General features: G+C 59.7%; 13 protein-coding genes. 7 read left to right on the top strand and 6 right to left on the bottom strand.

Annotated features, from left to right (window positions below; all coding sequences use genetic code 11):
- Positions 1 to 555 precede the first annotated feature (555 nt).
- The 5 genes from Enr13x_RS04270 to Enr13x_RS04250 all read right to left on the bottom strand — a co-directional run bounded on the left by Enr13x_RS04270 (position 556) and on the right by Enr13x_RS04250 (position 5,794).
- Positions 556 to 1,407: an SDR family oxidoreductase gene (locus Enr13x_RS04270; protein ID WP_145384856.1), complete on the bottom strand. Its 852-nt coding sequence runs from the start codon at positions 1,405 to 1,407 to the stop codon at positions 556 to 558.
- Positions 1,404 to 2,891 (bottom strand): mannitol dehydrogenase family protein, encoded by a 1,488-nt coding sequence (locus tag Enr13x_RS04265; protein WP_145384855.1) that lies wholly within the window; start codon positions 2,889 to 2,891, stop codon positions 1,404 to 1,406. The genes Enr13x_RS04270 and Enr13x_RS04265 overlap by 4 nt, the downstream gene beginning before the upstream one ends.
- Positions 2,888 to 4,612 (bottom strand): purine-cytosine permease family protein, encoded by a 1,725-nt coding sequence (locus Enr13x_RS04260; RefSeq protein ID WP_145384853.1) that lies wholly within the window; start codon positions 4,610 to 4,612, stop codon positions 2,888 to 2,890. Before Enr13x_RS04260 ends, Enr13x_RS04265 begins: the two co-directional genes overlap by 4 nt.
- Positions 4,613 to 4,899: 287 nt before the next feature.
- A complete protein-coding gene (locus Enr13x_RS04255; protein ID WP_197455771.1) occupies positions 4,900 to 5,475 on the bottom strand; it encodes a PRC-barrel domain-containing protein in 576 nt (191 codons plus the stop codon).
- A gap of 115 nt (positions 5,476 to 5,590) precedes the next feature.
- Positions 5,591 to 5,794 carry a CsbD family protein gene (locus Enr13x_RS04250; RefSeq protein ID WP_145384851.1) on the bottom strand — a complete coding sequence of 68 codons (204 nt, stop codon included), beginning with the start codon at positions 5,792 to 5,794 and terminating at the stop codon, positions 5,591 to 5,593.
- Between the two features lie 313 nt (positions 5,795 to 6,107).
- On the opposite strand from Enr13x_RS04250, the gene Enr13x_RS04245 reads away from it, so the two are divergent.
- The gene (locus Enr13x_RS04245) at positions 6,108 to 7,469 is read left to right on the top strand and encodes a dihydrolipoyl dehydrogenase family protein (RefSeq protein ID WP_145384849.1); all 1,362 of its coding nucleotides are present in this window, start codon (positions 6,108 to 6,110) and stop codon (positions 7,467 to 7,469) included.
- A gap of 58 nt (positions 7,470 to 7,527) precedes the next feature.
- Here the strand turns inward: Enr13x_RS04245 and Enr13x_RS04240 are convergent, their stop codons facing one another.
- Positions 7,528 to 8,742 carry an alginate lyase family protein gene (locus tag Enr13x_RS04240; protein ID WP_231744081.1) on the bottom strand — a complete coding sequence of 405 codons (1,215 nt, stop codon included), beginning with the start codon at positions 8,740 to 8,742 and terminating at the stop codon, positions 7,528 to 7,530.
- 80 nt (positions 8,743 to 8,822) lie between these two features.
- On the opposite strand from Enr13x_RS04240, the gene Enr13x_RS04235 reads away from it, so the two are divergent.
- The 6 genes from Enr13x_RS04235 (at position 8,823) to Enr13x_RS04210 (ending at position 20,214) form a co-directional block, all read left to right on the top strand.
- On the top strand, positions 8,823 to 10,280 hold the full coding sequence (locus Enr13x_RS04235) for a sulfatase family protein (protein WP_145384845.1): 1,458 nt from the start codon (positions 8,823 to 8,825) through the stop codon (positions 10,278 to 10,280).
- A gap of 179 nt (positions 10,281 to 10,459) precedes the next feature.
- A complete protein-coding gene (gene arsC, locus Enr13x_RS04230) occupies positions 10,460 to 10,810 on the top strand; it encodes an arsenate reductase (glutaredoxin) (RefSeq protein WP_145384843.1) in 351 nt (116 codons plus the stop codon).
- Positions 10,811 to 10,938: 128 nt separating this feature from the next.
- A complete protein-coding gene (locus Enr13x_RS04225) occupies positions 10,939 to 16,197 on the top strand; it encodes a FlgD immunoglobulin-like domain containing protein (RefSeq protein ID WP_145392097.1) in 5,259 nt (1,752 codons plus the stop codon).
- A 50-nt stretch (positions 16,198 to 16,247) separates the two neighbouring features.
- A complete protein-coding gene (locus Enr13x_RS04220) occupies positions 16,248 to 16,586 on the top strand; it encodes a tRNA-binding protein (RefSeq protein WP_145384841.1) in 339 nt (112 codons plus the stop codon).
- 439 nt (positions 16,587 to 17,025) lie between these two features.
- Positions 17,026 to 17,604: an ECF-type sigma factor gene (locus tag Enr13x_RS04215; RefSeq protein ID WP_145384839.1), complete on the top strand. Its 579-nt coding sequence runs from the start codon at positions 17,026 to 17,028 to the stop codon at positions 17,602 to 17,604.
- 138 nt (positions 17,605 to 17,742) lie between these two features.
- Positions 17,743 to 20,214, top strand: a complete 2,472-nt coding sequence (locus Enr13x_RS04210; protein ID WP_145384838.1) for a serine/threonine-protein kinase — start codon at positions 17,743 to 17,745, stop codon at positions 20,212 to 20,214.
- Positions 20,215 to 20,556 lie beyond the last annotated feature (342 nt).

Below are 20,556 nucleotides of genomic sequence, written 5' to 3'. Positions count from 1 at the left end.
CCACAGGGAGTCAGGCCGATGGCGGGGCGCAGTGGGCCGGAAAGCAGTGGGCCGGAAAGCCGGACTGGGCGTTGATTTGGCATCAGGAGCTAGCAATCTTTCATGGCGCCGGTGGCGAATCGAATTGGCGTTTTGGCCAATCCGAAGTGATTGAATTTCTGGCGGACCGGAAAAAGAAGGGCGTGCCGGCTTTACCAGAAACGCTTTCATCGAGACTCCGGCGGGCGATTGGGCCGCATTGTGGCTCAGTTGCGTTACAAAGCCAACTGCGAGCGACGAGCGGAGCTGTCGGGCCCCGAGGTCATGGGGTTTTTGCGCGTGTCGTTAAGCATTGATGTCGTCGAAACCCGCTGGAGGGCGATGTGGGCTGGGACAGGACGATGGGCGTACGACGGTGCGGGGGAGGTTGGCAGCATGATTCGGGGCAGAGTGATCAGATAAACGAAGTGAGAACTGACCCCAACAACCGAGCTCACTCCCCGATCTGGAGACGACTGTTGAAAGACCATGGATTCGGATTCCGCACCGAGTTCCTGTCGCGATCGCTTCAGATCGTCAACCATCGGTGGCGGGCCGGAAGTAGTCTTGCCAACTTTGGTGGGGCCGCCCGGCGGCTTTTTCGAAGTGACTTTCGTTGTTGCAGGCACCGTTGCGGATGCCTTCATAGATTCCGGCGATGATGGTGCCCAGGAATTCACCGAGTTCCCCAACCCGTTCGTCTCGATACTCAGCAACCGACATCTCGCGGTACTTGAGGTCCGTGCCAAATGCCTGGTTCAGGTAATCGGCCAACGCCGCTTGCGTGATCGCTTCACCGTGCAGGTTGTAGGTTTCACCGTTGTGCTTGGGCTCGGTCAACATCCGGGCGTAGGCGGCCGCCAGCTCGCCGCGGGTGGTGTAGCCACACAGCCCCTCGCCGGCACAGTTCGCAATCTCGCCTCGCTCTTTGTACGTTTCGATGTACTCGACGTCGGGTTCGATGTAGATGCCGTTGCGGCCGATCACCCACTCGAGCCCGCTGTTGCGGACGTCTTCTTCAGTCTGGCGATTGCTTTGCACCACCGGCGAGAATGCCGTGTGCTGCTCCGCTCCCTGGATACTGGTGTAGACGATTCTTTTCACGCCCGCGTCTTTGGCCGCCTGGATGACATTGCGATGCAGCGGGATGCGTTTGTCGGGCGCGTCCATTCCCGACACCAGCAGCACCGCGTCAATGCCTTGCAGGGATCGTTCCAGATCACGTCGCGATGCATAATCGCCGGGACGAATTTCCACGCCAAGCGATTCGGCTTTGGCGGGCGTTCGAGCGAGTCCAACGACGTTTTCCGCGCCCACCTCGTCGATCGCGGCTTTTACGATTTCCGAACCGAGCTGGCCACTGGCCGCCGTCACTGCGATCTTTTTCATTGGATTATCGCTCGCATGTGTTCGCTGACATCGGCGGTGCGCTCCATCCGGTCCAGCATCTCGGTGTAGGTCTGCGCAAACCGCTCGTTGTCGGCGAGGTCACCGAACACTTGTTGGAGTTTCAAAAACGACAGGCGATCCTCGCGACTGGATTGAGCAGCATCGTGCAAGCTCTCTTTTAGTCCATCAGTGACGTCGAGTGGCTGGCCGTGTCGGTCGGCGTGTTTGTCACTGTAGTAACACCACGCTGCCACCACGAGCGCCGCGTATTGGACGCTTCCGCCCTTGGCCAGATTGTCGCGAATCGTGGGGATCAGGAAGACCGGCAGCTTGCTGGAACTTTCGAGGCAAATTCTGGCAAGGTTGTCTTTGACGTTGGGGTTTCCGAACCGCTCGATGAGCGTCGCTTTGTATTCGTCCAGGTCAATCCCTTCCACGGGATCGAGCACGGGAGTTGCCTCGACGTCGAAGAATTGGCGGAGGTACTGGCGAAACAGATCATCGCGCACACATTCGTCGATCGTCTGGTATCCGTAAACGCTGCCCAGAATCCCGAGCACCGAATGACCGGCATTGAGCAGCCGCAGCTTCATCTTTTCATACGGCGCGACGTCGGGAACGAATTGCACGTCGACGTCCTGCCAGTCCGGTCGGCCGATGGGAAAGCGATCTTCGATCACCCATTGGCAGAACGGTTCGCTGACGACCGGCCACTGGTCATCGACGTTAAACCGCGTGCGCAGAAGCTCGATGTCCGCATCGGTTGTCACCGGCGTGATGCGATCGACCATCGCGTTGGGAAAGCTGACTTCGCGTTCGATCCAATCGGCCAACTCGGAGTCTTGCAGCCGGGCAAAGCCGACCAGCATTTTTCGTGTCAAGTCGCCGTTGTGCTGAATGTTGTCACAAGACTGAACCGTGAACGCCGGCACTCCATTTTTTCGCCGTTTTTGCAGCGCCGCGGTCAAGTATCCGAACACCAACCTGGGTTGCAACGGATGGTTGACGTCGTGCACCGCGTCCGGGTTGGACGCGTCAAAATCACCGGTTTCGGCGTCAACGTTGTAGCCGCCTTCGGTGATCGACAGCGAAACAATTTTCGTCTCGGGATCGGCCATTTTGTCGATGACCGCCGCCGGATCATCGCAGCCCATCAAGAAATCAACGATCGATCCGATCACTCGGGGTTCGATCTTACCGTCGGGATGTTTGACCATCAGCGTATAGAGATAATCTTGCTGTTTCAGGATCGTCGCCATTTTGCGGTCGGACCCGCGTACGCCGACGCCGCAGATCCCCCACTGCGTATTGCCATCGCCATCGAGCAACCGATCGGTATAAAAGGCTTCATGAGAGCGATGGAATCCTCCCACGCCGACGTGGACGATCCCCGCGGTCAATCGGCCGCGGTCGTACGTCGGCCGCTCGAGTTCGTCGGGAAGGCTCGAAAGGTTTTCTTCGTTCAACGCGAGGGGCGTGTTCATGTGGGTGCCTGATGAAGCTTCTTGGTGCGTTGTAAGACCCAGTAGGCGGAGGAGAAGTAAACGATGGTCAAGACAAACGCCCAGGGATAAAAAATGGCGGCGTTGCCTTCATAGGCATCCATGTCAGAGCTGCCGAACATCACGATCAACGCCAAGATCAAGGTTGCCGTCAGGGCGAGCCATTTGACGACGCGCAGTACCCGGGTCAGCACCGAATCGTCGGCAGCCGGCTTGCTTTTGGCGAGTGCCTGTTGCGATTGAAATTCTTTGATCGCTCGATTCTGTTCCCGCTCGGCAGCCTCTTCGGCCGGATAGCTTTCGCTCGCGCCGTAGCGGCCGGCCATGAAGGTGTACACGACGATCGTGAACACCCACGTCGGCAGGAACAGGTAAAAGAACGACATGACTTGCAAGTAATTCAGCCCGAATCCGAACACCAGCCCGGCGGCCCAGGATGCGATCGCCGGAGTGCTGTGAGTCAGCCCCTTGTATTTGGCCCAATACCGTGTCAACGAGACGCGTGGAAAGATGACGTGTTCGGCGAAGACGATCGCGCCGACGGGGACCACCAGCAGCCCGGCGTAGGTCAACAGGGGCAAGATCTGTTTGTACACAAACGGGAAACAGGCGATTGCGACAGTCGCCACGCCCACGGCGAAGGTGACCCGCATCCGCGAGTGCTTGTGAAAGATCGCTTGTGCCGCCAAGCCCGCTCGGTAGAGGTTCGCGTTGGCGGTCGTCCATCCGGCGATGATGACGATCACGTAGCCCGACAAGCCCAGTGCCCGATAGGCAACGTCGCCGGGGTCCAGCTCGACGATCGTTGAATTCATCAGCACCGCCGTGCCGGCGCCCATGATGCCCGCCGCGATCCAAGCGATGTAATGACCGAACAACATGCCCGCACTGGTACAGAGCCCATAGATGGGTCGCTTGGCATAACGCAGCAGCGCCATGTCGATCAGACCGAAGTGTGTGATCGTATTGGCTGCCCAAGCGAACCCGATCACTTCCAGCAATCCGATCCCGGGGTCGCCATCGCTATTGACGCCGGTCCAGATGGATCGGTCGCCGATCGTAATGAAGTCGTCAAATCCGGTTAATTGCGCCCTGCCGAGCACCGCGTCGGCCACCGCCGGAAACAGAACCAGGGCGCCGCTGACAAACATCACGACCAACCAGGGCCCACACAGGCTGGAAAACTCGGCCACCGCATTGAAACCGTACATCGCCACCAGCACGACGATCATTCCCACCACCAGAACAACCAAAACGAACAGGCCGTCGGTCGGATACCATTGCAATTGCGCGGGGATGCCCAGCAACAACCGAACCGCCGTGCACGAAACGGTGATCATCGCGGATGAAATCACGCTGAAGATCAGCACGTTGGCCCAGTTATAGAGATCGCTCATCGAATCTCCGGCGATCTTGTGCAGATACGTGTAGAGACTGAGCCGGGTCTGAACGGCGATCGGCGTCGTGATCAAAGTCCAGCTCAGAATCGCAAGCACGTTGCCGATCAGCAGCCCGATCAGAATGTCTTGGGTCGAGGCGCCCAGTGCCACGAAGGTTGCACCGATCACGAACTCGGTCGCCGCCACGTGCTCGCCCGCATACAACCCCGCAAAGTGGGTCCATCCGTGCAGTTCGTGCTCCGCAACCGGCAACTGCTCCGGGTTCATTTCGGCAATGGAAATGGAGTCAGCTTTGTCAGGCATGGCGATCGACTGCCGAAATCAGGCTTCAAATGGAAAAGGTGATCGGCCTGGTCACGCATTGCGGGCAGGTCGTCAGCGTTATGAAGTCTAAAGGGCTGCGATCATTCCCACAAGCTCGGCGCGGCGAGTTGCGTGATCGATGCGTTTGGAAAACCACCGACCACGCGGCCGTCACGCTGGGGAGCGCGTGCTGCGTTGCGACACCAGTCCCCAAACAAAGAAAGGCTGCCGAGAACGCTTGGTCCCCGCCAGCCTTTCGGTGACAATGGTTGCAACCGCAGTTTCGTCTACTGACGGTTGGACTCACGATTGAGTCGCTTCAGTCGCTCTTTGGCGTCTTCGTTGCGGTTCACACCGTAACGCTTGTCCAATTCGCGGGCCCACCGTTTGTCGGCCATGTCGGGCCAGTTGTCCTCGTCAAAGCCTTCTTGGCCCTCGAGTTGTTGCTGTGTGACGTCGAGCACCAGCACGTAGTCATCCGCATCGACATCGTCGTCACCCACTTCGTCTGGATCGACTTGCACTTTGAAGGCTTCGAACGGCACCGCAAACAGCTTGTTACCCAAGCCGATGAAACCGCCGTAGGTCACTGCAGCGTACTTGACTTTGCCGGTTCGGGAGTCGATCACGATGTCCTTGATTTCACCGACGCTTTCGCCTTGTGAATTCTGGATATTGTAACCCATCAGTTGGCTGACCCGGATACTGGCACCACGGGTCTTTTGGTCCAGCTTTCCGGCGTCGTCGGCACGTCGTTGCAGGCGTTCGCGATTGACATTCGTCGCCTCTTGAGCCATCGCGGCAGTCACGGTCATGCATGCGATCGCAGCGGTCGCCAATAGAGTGTGAATTGCAGCTTTCATGGTTTTTGTCACTTTGTTTCTGTTCTGTAAATCGTTTTGTTACACACAGTGGGGAGGAAGTCACAGAGCCCAATCGCTGTGTTCTATTGGACTCTGTGGTTGTTGCCATTGGAGGCTAGCAGTTGCAAGACGACTCAAACTCTTGAACTTGACGTTCTGCTTCGTCGCGGGCGATGCCGTATCGTTCTTGCACCACACCGACCATCTCTTCGCGCTTGCCATCGACTCGATCGAGTTCGTCGTCGGTCAATTTTCCCCACTTCTGTTGCGCCTGACCTTTGACTTGTTTCCACTTGCCTTCGATTTGATCCCAATTCATTTTTTGTCCCTTTGTTGGTTGAGTGTCAGAAGAACGCCGCTTCGCCGAGCGGCCCAACCGACATCATGCACGTTGCGGACCAATACGGAAGAACTTGGGCAGGTGTCGCGGCAACACGGTGTTTGCGACGGTCCGCCTGTTCACGGCGAGTCGATTGGTTGCTAATCGACCACGGGCGACGTTCACGTCGCCTGTTTCGCGATCGCGCCGAACTTCAATCTCGCCATCAAGCCTGTACTGAATGGTTGGCACAGATTGTGCGGCGCATTCAGGGCGCGAACCGATTTCACTACAGACTGGAAATTGAACTGTCATGAGAAGCGACCGATTTGACCTCATTGCGATCGGAACCGGCCCGTCCGCGTCAACGATCGCGAAGAAGATTGCGGAGGATGGAAAGCGGGTCGCTGTCATCGAGTCGCGGGAATATGGCGGCACTTGTGCACTACGCGGGTGCAACCCGAAGAAGGTCTACACCAATGCCGCTGATTTGCTCGATCGGGTACGCAATGGACAGGACAAGTTCATCGAATCCGACGAGTTGCATGCCAACGGGACGAAGCTATTGCAATTCAAGCGTGAATTCACCGATCCGGTACTGGATCACAGTGAAGAATCGTTCCAGAAACGCGGAATCGCGACGTTTCATGGAGAGGCAGCGTTCATTGATCCTACGACGGTCCGTGTTGGTGAACACCAACTCTCCGGAGATCGCATTTTCATCGGCGTCGGCGCCCATCCGCGACCGCTCGGCGTGCGCGGCGACGAACTGGTGATTCGCAGTGACGAGTTTCTTGATTTAGAAACGATTCCGCAGCGCATTGCCTTCATCGGAGGCGGCTATATTTCGATGGAGTTTGCGTGTGTGGCAGCGCGGTTCGGCTCGCAGGTGACTGTTTTGGAAAGGGGTGACCGTGTGCTGTCTCCATTTGATCCGGACCTGGTCTCGCAATTGGTGGATTACGGGAAATTGCACGGAATCGACGTCCGGCCCCATGCGGAGGTCGCCGAGATTTCCCAACGGGATGACGGGGCGTTCGTCGTGCACTACGGTGAACCGGGGCGGAGCCAAGCGGCCTTGGAAGCCGATTTGGTGGTTCACGGCGCGGGGCGTGTGCCGAACCTCGGCTGCTTGAATCTGAAAGCCGGGAAGGTTGCTTTCGGCGACGATGGAATCAAAGTCGATTCGCTGATGCGAAGCATCTCCAATCCGGTCGTTTATGCTGCGGGTGACTGTGCTGAGACGGGACAGCCGCGCCTCACGCCGGTTGCCAATGAAGAGGCACGCGTCGTCGTCAAAAACCTGTTCGCCGAGATCCCGCAAGATCGGCCAGACTATGGGTTGGTTCCCAAAGTCGCCTTTACGATTCCCCCGATCGCATCGGTCGGGATGTCACAGCGCCACGCGGAAGAATCTCATCGCGTTGTGGTTCATCACCAAGACACGTCCTCATCGGGCTCGGTCCGCAAGACGCACCAGCCGTGTGGCGGGTACAAGGTACTTCTCGACAAAGACAGCGATCGTATTCTTGGAGCGCACCTGATCGGCCCGGCGGCGGACGAAACGATCAACTTGTTCGCATTGGCGATGAAGTTTGGATTAACAGCCAAAGACATCAAATCGACGTTGTTCGCATTCCCGACGCATGCGTCTGATGTGCGTCAGATGCTTTGAGTCCACCGCGAGGCATTCGTCGCGCGAAACACCCAATTAATACGCCGCAACGGTGTGCTTACGATTCGATCGGTTGAACGTCAGTCGGATGACCGGCGTACATTAAGGTGTCGAGGTGCGATGATGCCGATCGACCGCGGCGTCGTCGACGGCCACGGCGTGAATCCGAGTCACGTTGGTTCCGATCGCGCTGGTTCGACACGTCACGCGTCTCCGGCCGGCTTTCGCGGAGCTTCAACGCGGCTTGCTCGGTGTAGGGAGCTTCCAGGCCCTTGCGGTTGTGGTAGTGATTGAAGACCCGTTCGTACATTGGGCGAAGTCTGCCGCGACTGTTGTTAGAGATCGACTTGTAGTGATAGCGTCCTTCAACACTTCGGTACGCAACGTAGGGCACATCAAAACCCAAATTGTACTTCGCGGTGTATTCAAATCCCTTCAGCAGTCGGTTGTCCAGAGCGCCGTACAGATCGACGCCTTGGATCCACGCCGTCTCGCAGGTATTCGCCAGGAACTCCAATCCCATCTGGGTGTGCGCCTGGTCGCGTCCTGATTCTTGGCATTGTCCGGATTCCATGAAATAGTTTCCGATAGCACCGTTGCCTTTGCCGTGCAGAAAATACTCCTTCGCCCGGTCGAACATTTCCTGGTCATCCAGAAAGACACCCATCGCAATCATCACCTGCAACATGGACGCGTCCCAATTGCCGTTTGCCGTCGGATAAAAATCTTTGATCACCGGGTACCAGACGTTTCGAAGCATCGATTCGAATTGCGATTGTTCTTTTTCCGGCCATTGGTCCCACGTGTGTTTGAGAAGCTCCGCTGCGATACAGAAATGGTAGCCGCTCATACCGATCAACAAGCGGGCATCGTGGTTGCCGATCGACTGCAGCGTGCCGGACCAAGCGTTGATGATCTCCGCAGATTTCTTCGCGTGCCGTTCATTTCCCGACAGAGCCCAGCAGAGCGCATGATGGTAGGCCGCGTTTGCATCGTTGCTGAATTCGGACGATCCGATGTTGGGGTCGTTGTACGGGCCGCGTTCGACGTGCGCGAAAGGTTCCGGTTTCCAGTCCGTCGACGCGTAACGCGAGTTGCTGAGTTGCTGCCAGGCATCCGCCCAAGGTTGATCCCCCGCCGCGATCTTTGCTTTGACAAACTCAATGCTGGCTCGGCTGTGGGCGATCCCGGGGTGGACAAATTCACCGAACGCGGTCACAGCTTGAGTGCAGGCGAGCACCAGAAAGAAGGTGGCGAGCGACACAGTTGGCATTTTGTTCATGTGCGTGGTGTCTCGTTCGAGTGGCTGGTATTCTAAGTGGGAAATAAACAACGCAACGATCGTACGCGGCCATGAACAACAAACAAAAAATATATTCCGTCTTCATCCTCGCCGCGGCGATCTTCTGCGGGGCCTATCCTGAAGCCTCCGCAGGTACGACGGCAACCCCCAATCTTGTGGTCATTTTTGCCGACGACCTCGGATACGGGGACGTCAGTTGTTATGGAGCCACAAAGATCAACACTCCGAACATCGATCATCTGGCGAGCCAGGGGATGCGGTTTTCGGATGCCCACTCGGCGGCCTCGCTTTGTTCGCCCTCCCGTTACGGATTGCTGACCGGCCAAAGCCCCTGGCGGCTTCACAGAAAAGGTAACGGTTACCGTCTCAGTCCCGGCCAGACCACGCTCGCCTCGTTCTTGAAACAAGCGGGTTACACGTCGGCGGCGATCGGGAAATGGCACCTGGGATACAGCAAAGACTGGAACCGGTTGCCGATCACCGGGCCGTTGGAAGTCGGTTTCGATTATCACTTCGGCGTGCCCTCCAACCACAACGATTCGACCCGGGCGTTCATCGAGAATCACGATCTGGTCGGTCGCAAGCCGGGCGAACCATATCGCATCGTCAAAGGACGTGACTTCCCCGAAGGCCTGGACCAGCCGCGTGTGGAAGACCAGGTGGACAGCACGCTGACCGACAAAGCGGTTGCGTTTCTGCGAAAGAATGCGGACAAACCGTTCTTTCTGTATTTCACCCCCTGCGCCCCGCACACCCATGTCACACCGGCGGCCGAGTTCCGCGGCAGCAGCAAGGCCGGACTGTTCGGGGACCACGTCCAGGAACTGGATTCGCATGTCGGCACGATTCTGGACACGCTCGACGAGTTAGGCGTCGCCGAACAGACGCTGGTCGTGTTCACCAGCGACAACGGCTCCACGCCAAAGGATTTCAAGGGAACCCAGGGCGTCAAATTGAATCTGGCCGACGACTCGGGCGACATTCACAAGAAATTTAAAACCGCCAAAGAAGACGCGAAAAAGATGGGGCACGTCACCAACGGGCCATGGCGTGATGGAAAGGGCTATGCCTACGAGGGAGGCCATCGCGTCCCCTTGATTGCTCGCTGGCCCGGGAAAATCGAGGCCGGAAGCTCGTCGGATTGCACGGTCACTCTCACGGACTTGTTCGCCACGTCGGCCGAGTTGATCGGTCGCGAGCTTCCACATCAGGCTGCCGTCGATTCGTTCAGCCTGCTCCCGGTGTTGCTCGGCAAGGAAAGCCAAATTGCCGGGCGAGAGGCGGTGTTGATCTTGGGCAACGGCAAAGACAGTTCGATCGCGGTCTGCACCGGTCGCTGGAAATTGATCGTGCGGTACGGCAGTGATCGGGATCAAGGGAACGAGCTGTATGACTTGTCCAACGACCCGGGGGAACAGACCGATCTCTCCGCGGAACGGCCCGAGATCGCCAAACGACTGGAAGCGGTTCTTGAGAAAGCCGAGGCGGACGGACGCACCCGGTCGTGAAGGTGCCACCCGACGTCCACCACTCACGCGTCGGGCCAAGCAACCAGCGGAATAGAAGTGTCGAATCTCTTAAGGTGGGATAGGCCTGGATCGAAAACGAAGTCGCCGTAAGATGACACCGACGGCTTCGGCCGACACGTGTTGCGCCATTGAAACCGATCCAAACTTCTGCAAAAGCGATGACGAAACTTTATCACAATCCCAGGTGCAGCAAATCACGAACCGCCCTCGCATTGCTCCAATCACGGGGCGTCGAATTCGATGTCATCCAATACCTGGACGATCCGCCGAGCGAAAAAGAATTGCGTCAGATCGTCAAGATGCTGGCGATCAAGCCGAGCGAACTGGTCCGCAAGGGTGAGAAGCTTTACAAGGAATTGGGACTCGGTGACAAGACCCTGACCGACAAGCAATGGATCGCGATGCTGGCCGAGCATCCCAAGTTGATCGAACGGCCGATCGTGGTGCACAACGGCAAGGCTGCGATCGGTCGGCCGACCGAAAACATCGAAGCGATCCTGGGTTCCTGATTTGACCCGCGTCGAAACTCCGCGAAATCTTGTCTGTGTCCGACGAGTATGATCTGATCCGTCCTTGCCATGAAAGTGTTGATGAGATGAAAACGAGATGTGTTTCTTTCACGAGTTCTCTTTTGTTGATGGTTGCCACCATCCAGGTGCCTGGTCGGGCGCATGCCGCGGAACTCGTCTTCGCCGGAGTGCTGGGAAATTCGGGGGGAAGTGGTCCGTCGCTGGTGACCTTTGCCGATCAACCTGCGGCGGGCATGGGCCCGGTGATCGATGAGGATGCGGCGATTTGGGAGCGGGGTGGATCGACGCGATTGAACCGCTATGCGCTCGACGGACGGTTGTTGGCGAGCTATCCGCTGCCGGAATCGACCGGCCGCAACGATCAGTTGACGCGTGTCGGCCCCGTCATGCTGATGCAAATCCGAACGGCTCTTTACTCTTTACCGCTCGACGCGGTCGCCGGTTCAACGCCGCAACGATTGGATGGCAAGGCGGATGTGATGTCTTCCAACGCGTTTGCGGGCCGTGTCGTGGTGTTCGAAACGAATCGAGATCAATTGTTTTGGTTCGATCCTTCGACCGGCCAGCGGATGGAGATCGCGAAGCCTGGCATGCGCGTGATCGCATTGCACGTCGGCGACGACGGAACGGTTTATGCCTTCGACGGCCGGCAGGTGCAGGCGTGGCGGGACGGTGCCCCAGTGGCCGGTTTCCCCATCGGCTTTCGCGGCGAACGACCGCAACAAATCGGCCGTTATTGGTACGCGCACGGTTGGCATGGCACGATTCATCGCATGAACGAGCGGTTCGAACCGGAACCGGGAGTGGTGTTGGGCGGGGCGTCGGGATCGTTTATCGGGTATCTGCCGGAAAGTGCCGATCTGGCCAACGGGCGCGGCCTGGCGCACGTCCGCGACGACGTTTACGCAGTGTCCGGGCTCGGCGGCGTCGTTCAATTGCTGCGTTGGAACGATGTCGAACAGCGATTCGAATTGGCGCGACGCATCGGAGCTTTGGCAAAACTGACCGGCGTCGCGCTCGATGAGCGGGGCGATATTTGGACGCCGCTCGGAAGTTGGCGGTGGGACGATACCTGCGAGGTGCCGCACACCGTGGGCGACAAAGAGCCGAACGTTCACGCGCAACCGGTGGTCTTGAACGGCCAGACGCTCTGCGTGTTGAGGACACACTACCGCCAAGTGCACCTTGCGCTCGGGGCGTGCATTGATTCCAACGGTTGGTCGCGTCTGGAAACCCGACGTGTGGACGATCTTGATCTGGCGGAATCGGTCAGCGGTGCGGCGGCCATTCCGAGCGACGACGGTTTGTCGCTGCTGGTGGTCCGGCAAGACGGCCAAGCGGTTGAAATGGGGATCACGGCGGAAGGGCGGCAACGTTCGAAACCCGAACCGGTCACCATCGAAGGACTGAATCAGTGCACCAGTCTTGCCTGGTTCGATGGGCGATTGGTCGCCGCCGCCGACGGAGCGGTCATCGCCTATCAACGTGATGGTGATCAACGCTGGACGGAAACGTCACGCATCGCGGATTACGATGGGAAAGCGTACGTGCACAGCGATGGGCGGCGGTTGGCCGTGTGCGATTCCGCCGGCGGGACGCTGCGTCTGTTTGATGCCGACCTGTCCCCAGTGGCGGCCTACGACGGACTCGACGCGCCCATGCACGTGGCAGTCTCGGGGGATCGCGTTGTGGTTTACGAGGCGGGGCGCCAGCGTCTGGTGAAACTGCAACTGGCCGAACGGCACACCGATCCGCCCGTCGGGCACGCCGAAGCCTTGGCCGTCCGCCCGACGGAAACAGGCCTCCATACCGATGTCGATTTCCAGGATTTCAGTCGCCCCGCCGGTCTTCCGTTCGCCGTCGCCATCACCCCCGATCAAGAGGGGCTTGCCATTTCCATTCGCACGCGCGCGGAATCCAAACCAGAGTTGCGACTTGGTATCGCAAACGACAAACAGGCGTTTGTGCTGACGGGCGGGACTGGATGGCAAACGGCCCCAGCAACCGCTGGATCCGCCGCGGATGAACAGGGCCGAATGACGCCGCGACGGCAAGTCGATTTTCGCTTGCCCGCCGGCGACTGGTCCCGCCTCCGTTTTGCAGCAACCATTGAGACACCCCGACGACGCGAGCGATTCGGGTTCCAGGACCACCGCGCCCTCCACGCGCCGTTTTCTACCGACCCCGCGGATTGGGCGCTGTTCGATTGGGAGGACTACCGCGAATCGGTGAGCGCCCGGCGGCAAGAAATCCGCATCGCATTCCAACAGCCATCCGATGGAAAAGCGACGCTGGTCATCGAAGATGAATCCGGACGGCGGGTGCGGAATTTGGTGTCCGGGCGTTCCTTTACCGGCGGATGGCAAACGCTGGTTTGGGATGGACTGGATGAACAAGGCAAACTGGTCCCGCCGGGACGCTATCACTGGCGCGGGATCACTCATCCGGGAATCGAACCGGTCTATCGAATGAACTTCGCCAACGGCGGCGAGGACACGACTGCACCTTGGGGCCCCAATCACAGCACGTTTCATCACGCCGCCACCAATGGCGAGCTTGTGTTCTTTGCCGCACCGGTGACCGAAGGCGGTTGGGCGCTCGTCGCCCTGGACGCCGACGGCAACTTCGTCCAAGGCTACGAACACCTGCACGGTTACGGCATCGGACACGACGCCATCGCCGCGGACGACCAGTACCTGTACTGTGCTCAGGATGGGTTCACCTGGGGCGGTACCAAGGGGGTTGATCTTGGCAGCGACAACTGGACGGCAACCTGGAAACTGACCCTCGTCCGCTACGATATCGCGTCGGGCAAGATCGCGGAATTCCCCGGCAAACGGCGGGCCTTGGAAGTTGACACCATGCAAGTCGGGCCGGGCGCCAAGCACCCGAATTTAGACGAGTTCAACTTGGGCGGCCTGGCGATTCAAGACGGCAAACTGTACGTCGGATCGCGCGACAAACAAGCGGTGCTGGTGCTGGACGCCGCGACCGGCCAGCGACTGGAATCCCTGCCGCTGCCCGGTGTTCGCCATCTGACCGCGGGGACAGAAATCTACGCCGCTACCGATCACGGCGTGGTGCGAGTGCGTGATGGGAAAACCGTCGTGTCCTCCGCGGACATTGCGTCCATCTCACAGGGCGAACCACAACTAAGCGGCATCACCATCGCACCCAATGGTGACCTCCTGGTCAGCGAAGCGAAGTCCCACCAGATTTATCGCTTCGCCGCGAACGGCAGTTTGGTCGCAACGATCGGCGCACCGGGCGGGCCGTACAAGGGGGCTTACGACCCGAAGCGGATGGTCCATCCCGCCGGACTGGTGTTCGGCCCCGACGGCAAACTCTGGGTGACGGAGAAACGCTGGAACCCGAAACGCGTTCTCGCCTGGGATGCGGCGTCGACGAGCAACGTCGTCTATGAAAAATTCGGCATGCCACACTACGGCGGTGACGGTTCGGGGTTCGATCCCCAGAATCCACGCCGTTGGATTGGGCTGGGCTGTTTCTGGGATGTCGATGTTGAACAAGGCACGGCGCGGCCGACCCACATCCTGTCTTTCGAAGAAGGCCACTTCGGCAACTACGAACCACACAGCTACTTGTTTTTCCGTGAAGCCGGCCGGACCTTCGTCTGCGCCCGCGGCAAGATTTCCTTGATCTCCGAAGTCCTTCCCGACGGGACACTCCACGACATCTTGGCCGTGGCCGGGACACATCACTTCGCCTACGGATGCCAATGGGCCCCGCCGCAAGCCTACATCGATGCGTTCTACGCCAAATGGCCGGAGAAACGGGCCCGCGAAAAGCCAGGCATGAAGGGGGACGGAAAACCCTGGTCCCAGCGTGGCATGGGCGTGTTGTGGGTCGACCGCAATGGGGACGGCCAGGCACAGCAAGAAGAGTTCGATTTTTGCGGCGACAATCTGGCGCTGGGCGATGGAGCGTGGGGGCATTTGCAAACGTCGTTGACGCTGTACATGCCGCTGGCCGACAAGGATCAAGCCTCCATCGTGGCGATCCGTCCGCGTGGGTTCCTGCCCAACGGCGTACCCAATTATCCCAGCTTGGATGAAGCGATTGCCGAGGCAACGCCGATCGATCTGACGCCGGGCTACAAACGCAACGGCGTGCCCACCGTGCGTGACCGATTCGGACGCTTCATTTTCAATTCCGATCCGGAAATGAACGCGTATCAAACCGACGTCGATGGCGCCACCGCCAAGACGCTCGGGCCGCCGACCGAACCACGCCCATCGCTGTGGAGTTTTCCGAATCGGTGGAGCAACGTCCATGGATCACACCGCGCGCCGCTGCCCGAACCCGGCGTGATGCAGGGAACACTCGGCATCCTCGGCCTGGCGTCGCTGGACGATCAAAGCGATGTGTTCTTCCTGAACGGCAACCACGGCCGTTGCTTCTTGTTGACCAGCGATGGATTGTATCTCGACGAGGTCTTCGTTGACGTGCGCGTCAGTTACCAGAACAACGAATACCGGCTGGGCGGAGAGATCTTTGGCGGCAGTTTCGGTCGCTCGGAGACCGACGGAAAGTATTTCGTGCAGATCGGTCACGGGCCGTACCGCATCTATCAGCTGGCGGGTTTAAGCGACGTCGCACGTGTCGCCGGATCCATCGACGTCACCAAAGAACAGATCCTCGCGGCCCAACGGCAAAACTTGAGACGTGTTGCGGAAAGCCAAACTGCGAAGCAAGCCGATGTGCCTGGCACCGTCCGCTGGGATAAAAGTGGTCAATTCCACGTGGAGCTGGACCTGGCCGCCGATGCCACACATCTGCACCTGCACTACCGGGTGGAGGATCGTTCGCCGTGGGTCAATAACGGCCGCGACTGGACCAAGCTGTTCGCGACCGGCGACTCGGTCGATCTGCAAATCGCGACCGACCCGACGCGATCGCCCAAACGCAGCGGTCCTGCCGAAGGAGACAAACGGTTGATGATCGCGCCGCTGGAGGGCCGGCCGATCGCGGTTCTGTACGAACACCGCAAACCCGGCGGCGAAAACCCCATCGAATTCACGTCGCCCTGGCGCGGTGAAAAAGTCGACAACGTCCGGCGACTGCCCGACGCAACGATCGAAGCGAAAACCAGCGGCGGCGGTTACGAAGTCAAGGCCTCCGTCTTGCTCAGCGATCTCGGTCTACAGCCCCAGCCCGGGCAAACCTATCGGGCGGATTTCGGCGTCACCTACGGCGATGCGGAAGGCACCGACACCAACCTGCGTTCGTATTGGTCCAACCACAGCACCGGCCTGGTGGATGACATCCCCGGCGAAATCATGCTCTCGCCCAACCTTTGGGGTGAAGTACGATTTCAGCCCGATGAATCAACCCCAGCGCAATAGTCACCAACGCGTCATCATCACAAGCGTACCCGATCGGCTGACCCAACCACATGAGCATCATCACTTGGCAAGAATTCGAGAATGTCGATCTGCGCGCAGGCACGATCACTTCCGTCGACGCCTTTCCCGAAGCGCGGAAGCCTGCCTACAAGATCCGGGTCGACTTTGGGCCGGAACTGGGAACGAAACGCACCAGCGCGCAGGTCACCGAGAACTATCGGAAAGATGACCTGATCGGCCGACAAATCATCGGCGTGATGAATTTTCCGCCCAAGCAGATCGGTCCGTTCTTGTCGGAGTTCTTGCTGGTGGGGTTCTACCGCGACGATGGAACGGTCGTTCTGGCGGTGCCGCACCAGCAGGTGCCCAACGGTGCGAAACTGGCGTAGGCCCGACCGCATCGATTGGCGTGTTCAGGGTAGCGGTAGGCCGCGAGCCCCATCCCACTCGGATTGACGCCTGGCGGGGTGTGATTGTTAGCGGTAGGGCGCGAGCCCTCCGGTCGTTCACGCTGAAACCGGACGGCTCACGGGCTGTCGGTTTAGTCTGGATCTGCTGAGTCATTGGTGAGCCGCTGGCCGTAAGGCCTCGGGCAACGTCGCAGTGCCCGGCCGCTCACGCGCCCGAGGCTCACAAAATCGACTGCCCGCTGGCGCCGTTCCGCGAACAGCCTTTCAAAACCAAAGTAGGTGGCATTGGCCGCAATGCTTGCCGGTGTCGCGGACGCCCCTTCTTTCCGGCGCTGGAATGCCCCCCGCGTGCTCGGGCCCCCCGCGTGCTCGGGCCTCCCCGCGTGCTCTGTGCCGGAAGTCGCCTTATACTGTGGCGATGGCTGATGATGTCACTCAGATTTTGCAAGCGATCGACGACGGCGACCCGCAAGCGGCCGGCCGGTTGTTGCCGCTGGTCTACGACGAACTGAGGCGGCTGGCTGCGCGAAAGATGTCCCAGGAATCACCCGGGCATACCTTGCAGCCGACGGCGCTGGTCCATGAAGCCTTCTTGAGGTTGATCGGCGATGAGGTTGCCGAGCAAGCCGCCGAGCAGTGGGACAGCCGGGGGCATTTTTTCGCCGCCGCGGCCGAAGCGATGCGGAGAATCCTGATCGAAAACGCCAGACGGCGCAAAAGCTTGAAACGCGGCGGCAATCTGGCCAAAAACGAGCTACAGGACGGCGACGCGCTGCTGGACCCCGACGACCAGGACACGCTGTTGGCCCTCGACGAGGCGCTCACTCGGCTGGCGTCGGTCGATGCGGATTTGGCCCGCTTGGTGCAACTGCGGTACTTCACCGGGCTGACGATCGACCAGACCGCCAAGGTCTTGAATGTCTCGCCACGGACGACCAAACGAAATTGGGCCTACGCCCGAGCCTGGTTGCGGCGTGAGATGGAGGACACGGAGTGACGTTCGTCTCCGCAAATTTTTTTGGCCCGGCTCGGAAATGGATTTCGCATGACAGATAGAATCAAGTTGCGTCTGCGCCGTTGACGCAGCCAAGTCATAGACGCTGTCCCGGCGAAGTCATTCCGCGGCCGAATCAAAATGTTTGAATCGTCAGAACAAGCCATTTTTCTCGAAGCCCTGGATTTCGAGTCCGAAGAGGCCCGCGCGGGGTATCTGGACAAGGCCTGTGCCGGGAATGCCAAGCTTCGGGCGTCCGTCGAAAAACTGCTCGGTGCCCATGCTTTGCCGGAGAATCCGCTCGACCACCCCGTGGCGATCCTGGCGCCAGATTCAACCCAGGATCTGAGCGAGACGCTCCAAGTGAACCGGCCGATCGTGGAAGGTCCGGGCGCGTTGATCGGCCCGTATCGGTTGATGGAGCAAATCGGTGAAGGCGGTTTCGGCTTGGTCTTTGTCGCCGAGCAACAACAGCCGGTCCGTCGGAAAGTCGCATTGAAAGTCGTCAAACCGGGGATGGACTCGCGTGACGTGATCGCGCGGTTCGAGGCCGAACGGCAGGCGCTGGCGATGATGGATCATCCGAACATTGCCCGTGCGTTCGATGCCGGGACGACTTCCAACGGCCGGCCCTACTTCGTGATGGAACTGGTCCGCGGCGTTCCGATCACGGAATTTTGCGATCAACACGAGCTGAGTTTGCGGCAGCGTCTGGAGATTTTTACCACGGTCTGTCGTGCCGTTCAGCATGCTCATCAAAAAGGCGTCGTGCATCGCGACATCAAACCGTCCAATGTCCTGGTGACGCTTCACGATGAAACGCCCGTGCCCAAGGTCATCGATTTCGGTGTCGCCAAGGCGATCGGACAAAGTTTGACCGACAAGACGATCTACACCCGATTTACCGCGATGATCGGCACCCCGCTGTACATGAGCCCCGAACAGGCCGAGATGAGCGGGTTGGACATCGACACGCGGAGCGACATCTATTCGCTCGGCGTGTTGCTGTACGAATTGCTGACCGGATCGACGCCATTCGAGCGTGAGCAATTTAATTCTGTCGGTCTGGATGAGGTCCGTCGCATCATTCGCGAAGTCGACCCGCCCAAGCCGAGCACACGGCTGACCACGGTCGCGGCGACGCTTTCGACGACGTCGGCAACACGTGTTCGAAACCCGCTGCAGTTGTCCTCGGCGGTCCGCGGCGACTTGGACTGGATCGTCATGAAAGCGTTGGAAAAGGACCGCGGCCGGCGTTATGCGTCGGCCAGCGAACTGGCAGACGATGTGCGCCGTTTTCTCGCCGAGCAACCGATCGAAGCGCGGCCACCGTCCCAGCTTTATCAACTCAGCAAGTTCGCCCGTCGCAACAAAGCCGTCCTCGTCACCGTTTCGTTGATCGCCGCCGCCATGATGCTGGGAACCGCGGTCAGTCTGTGGCAGGCGTCGGTGGCCTTTGGCGAGCGAAACGATAAAGACGCGGCCTTGCAAAAGGCGCTCCGATTGCAACAGGAAGCCGATGCCGCACGCGAAGAAATCGCTCAATTCGCCACCCGGATGAAGGAAGCCAATGTGCTGGTCACCAGCGGCCGGGCCCACGTCGATGCCCAGCGCTGGGCGGCCGCCTACGCCGATTTCACCGAGGCGATCGAGCGGCAACCGAACTACTACAACGCCTGGACCGAACGCGCATCGCTGGAGGTCAAGCTGGGGCTGTGGGAGTTGGCCGCGCGGGATTTTTCCCAAGCCATCGAGTTGGGCGTGCCCGGCGATAACCCGGCCAATTGGGCCATCCCGCAACTGTTTCTGCTGACCGGCGACACCGACACGTATCGCGAGTACTGCACGACGTTACTGCAGCAGGCCGAGCAGCGCGGCGAACGCCCCTCGATCTCACTGATTCGCAGTTGTGTGCTGGCGAGCAACCCGGTCGGAGACCCCGAGCAGCTGGCCGACCAGGCCCTGGCGATCCTCGCCGAGATGGACGCAGAAAGCGCCCGGGAATCGCAACGTCGGCCGCGGTTCGCGCCCTGGGACCGCGGCGGCCCACTGGCTGGGGGCCCACTGCCTGGTGGCGCTTTGCCTGGCGGCCCATCGCTCGGAGTTCCGCCCGAACCGCCGGTCGGCAGGCCGGGTCAGTACGCTGATCCGGGGCGGCCGCGCGACGGCGGACCACCCCGACCCGATGAATTCAGACGCATGCGGATTCCTCGGGGGGTGGCACACTACACGACAGCCATCGCGATGTATCGAGCGAAACGATACGACGAAGCGATCACGTACTTGAGTGAAGCGTTAGCCGACGACCGTTGGCGAAACATGCAACCCGTGTATCCCGCGCTGGCGATGGCGTATCACCGCAGCGGCGACGCCGATCGGGCTCGGGAGGCCTATGAGAGATCGCAACAGGAGATCGACGCGCTGACGCAATCGATGGCACAAGGCCCCGTCGGCGCCATGCCGATCCCCTGGTTTGACTGGATCGAATGCCAGTTGTTGCATCGCGAAGCCTCGATTCTGTTGACCGGATTTGCGCCGGCGGATGATCCGCGACTGCGAGACATCCAACAGCGCGGCCGCAGCCAGATCGAAGCCGGCGAAGCGTCCTTCTGACACCGGGATGCTGGCGGTGGGCGGGACCATCGCGATCTTCGCGACTCGTTCCAAGGCTCCGCCTTGGAACACGATGTCGGTGTGGCTCCTGCCACACGCGGTGCACGGTCAGGAGGCGGAGCCTCCAAGACAGTGTGTTCCCAGGCCGGAGCCTGGGAACAAGATGGAGATCTTCGCGACTCGTTCCAAGGCTCCGCCTTGGAACACGATGTCGGTGTGGCTCCTGCCACACGCGGTGCACGGTCAGGAGGCGGAGCCGCCGAGACAGTGTGTTCCCAGGCCGGAGCCTGGGAACAAGATGGAGATTGCCCCCTCGTTCCAAGGCTCCGCCTTGGAACACGA

Source organism: Stieleria neptunia, from assembly GCF_007754155.1.
GTDB lineage: Bacteria > Planctomycetota > Planctomycetia > Pirellulales > Pirellulaceae > Stieleria > Stieleria neptunia.
This window is presented reverse-complemented; position numbering and strand designations above follow the sequence as displayed.

Excerpts from the sequence above, each read along its gene's own strand:
- Enr13x_RS04270 (WP_145384856.1), bottom strand. The coding sequence starts at position 1,407 with ATGAAAAAGATCGCAGTGACGGCGGCCAGTGGCCAGCTCGGTTCGGAA.
- Enr13x_RS04265 (WP_145384855.1), bottom strand. The coding sequence starts at position 2,891 with ATGAACACGCCCCTCGCGTTGAACGAAGAAAACCTTTCGAGCCTTCCC.
- Enr13x_RS04260 (WP_145384853.1), bottom strand. The coding sequence starts at position 4,612 with ATGCCTGACAAAGCTGACTCCATTTCCATTGCCGAAATGAACCCGGAG.
- Enr13x_RS04255 (WP_197455771.1), bottom strand. The coding sequence starts at position 5,475 with ATGAAAGCTGCAATTCACACTCTATTGGCGACCGCTGCGATCGCATGC.
- Enr13x_RS04250 (WP_145384851.1), bottom strand. The coding sequence starts at position 5,794 with ATGAATTGGGATCAAATCGAAGGCAAGTGGAAACAAGTCAAAGGTCAG.
- Enr13x_RS04245 (WP_145384849.1), top strand. The coding sequence starts at position 6,108 with ATGAGAAGCGACCGATTTGACCTCATTGCGATCGGAACCGGCCCGTCC.
- Enr13x_RS04240 (WP_231744081.1), bottom strand. The coding sequence starts at position 8,742 with ATGCCAACTGTGTCGCTCGCCACCTTCTTTCTGGTGCTCGCCTGCACT.
- Enr13x_RS04235 (WP_145384845.1), top strand. The coding sequence starts at position 8,823 with ATGAACAACAAACAAAAAATATATTCCGTCTTCATCCTCGCCGCGGCG.
- arsC (WP_145384843.1), top strand. The coding sequence starts at position 10,460 with ATGACGAAACTTTATCACAATCCCAGGTGCAGCAAATCACGAACCGCC.
- Enr13x_RS04225 (WP_145392097.1), top strand. The coding sequence starts at position 10,939 with ATGGTTGCCACCATCCAGGTGCCTGGTCGGGCGCATGCCGCGGAACTC.
- Enr13x_RS04220 (WP_145384841.1), top strand. The coding sequence starts at position 16,248 with ATGAGCATCATCACTTGGCAAGAATTCGAGAATGTCGATCTGCGCGCA.
- Enr13x_RS04215 (WP_145384839.1), top strand. The coding sequence starts at position 17,026 with ATGGCTGATGATGTCACTCAGATTTTGCAAGCGATCGACGACGGCGAC.
- Enr13x_RS04210 (WP_145384838.1), top strand. The coding sequence starts at position 17,743 with ATGTTTGAATCGTCAGAACAAGCCATTTTTCTCGAAGCCCTGGATTTC.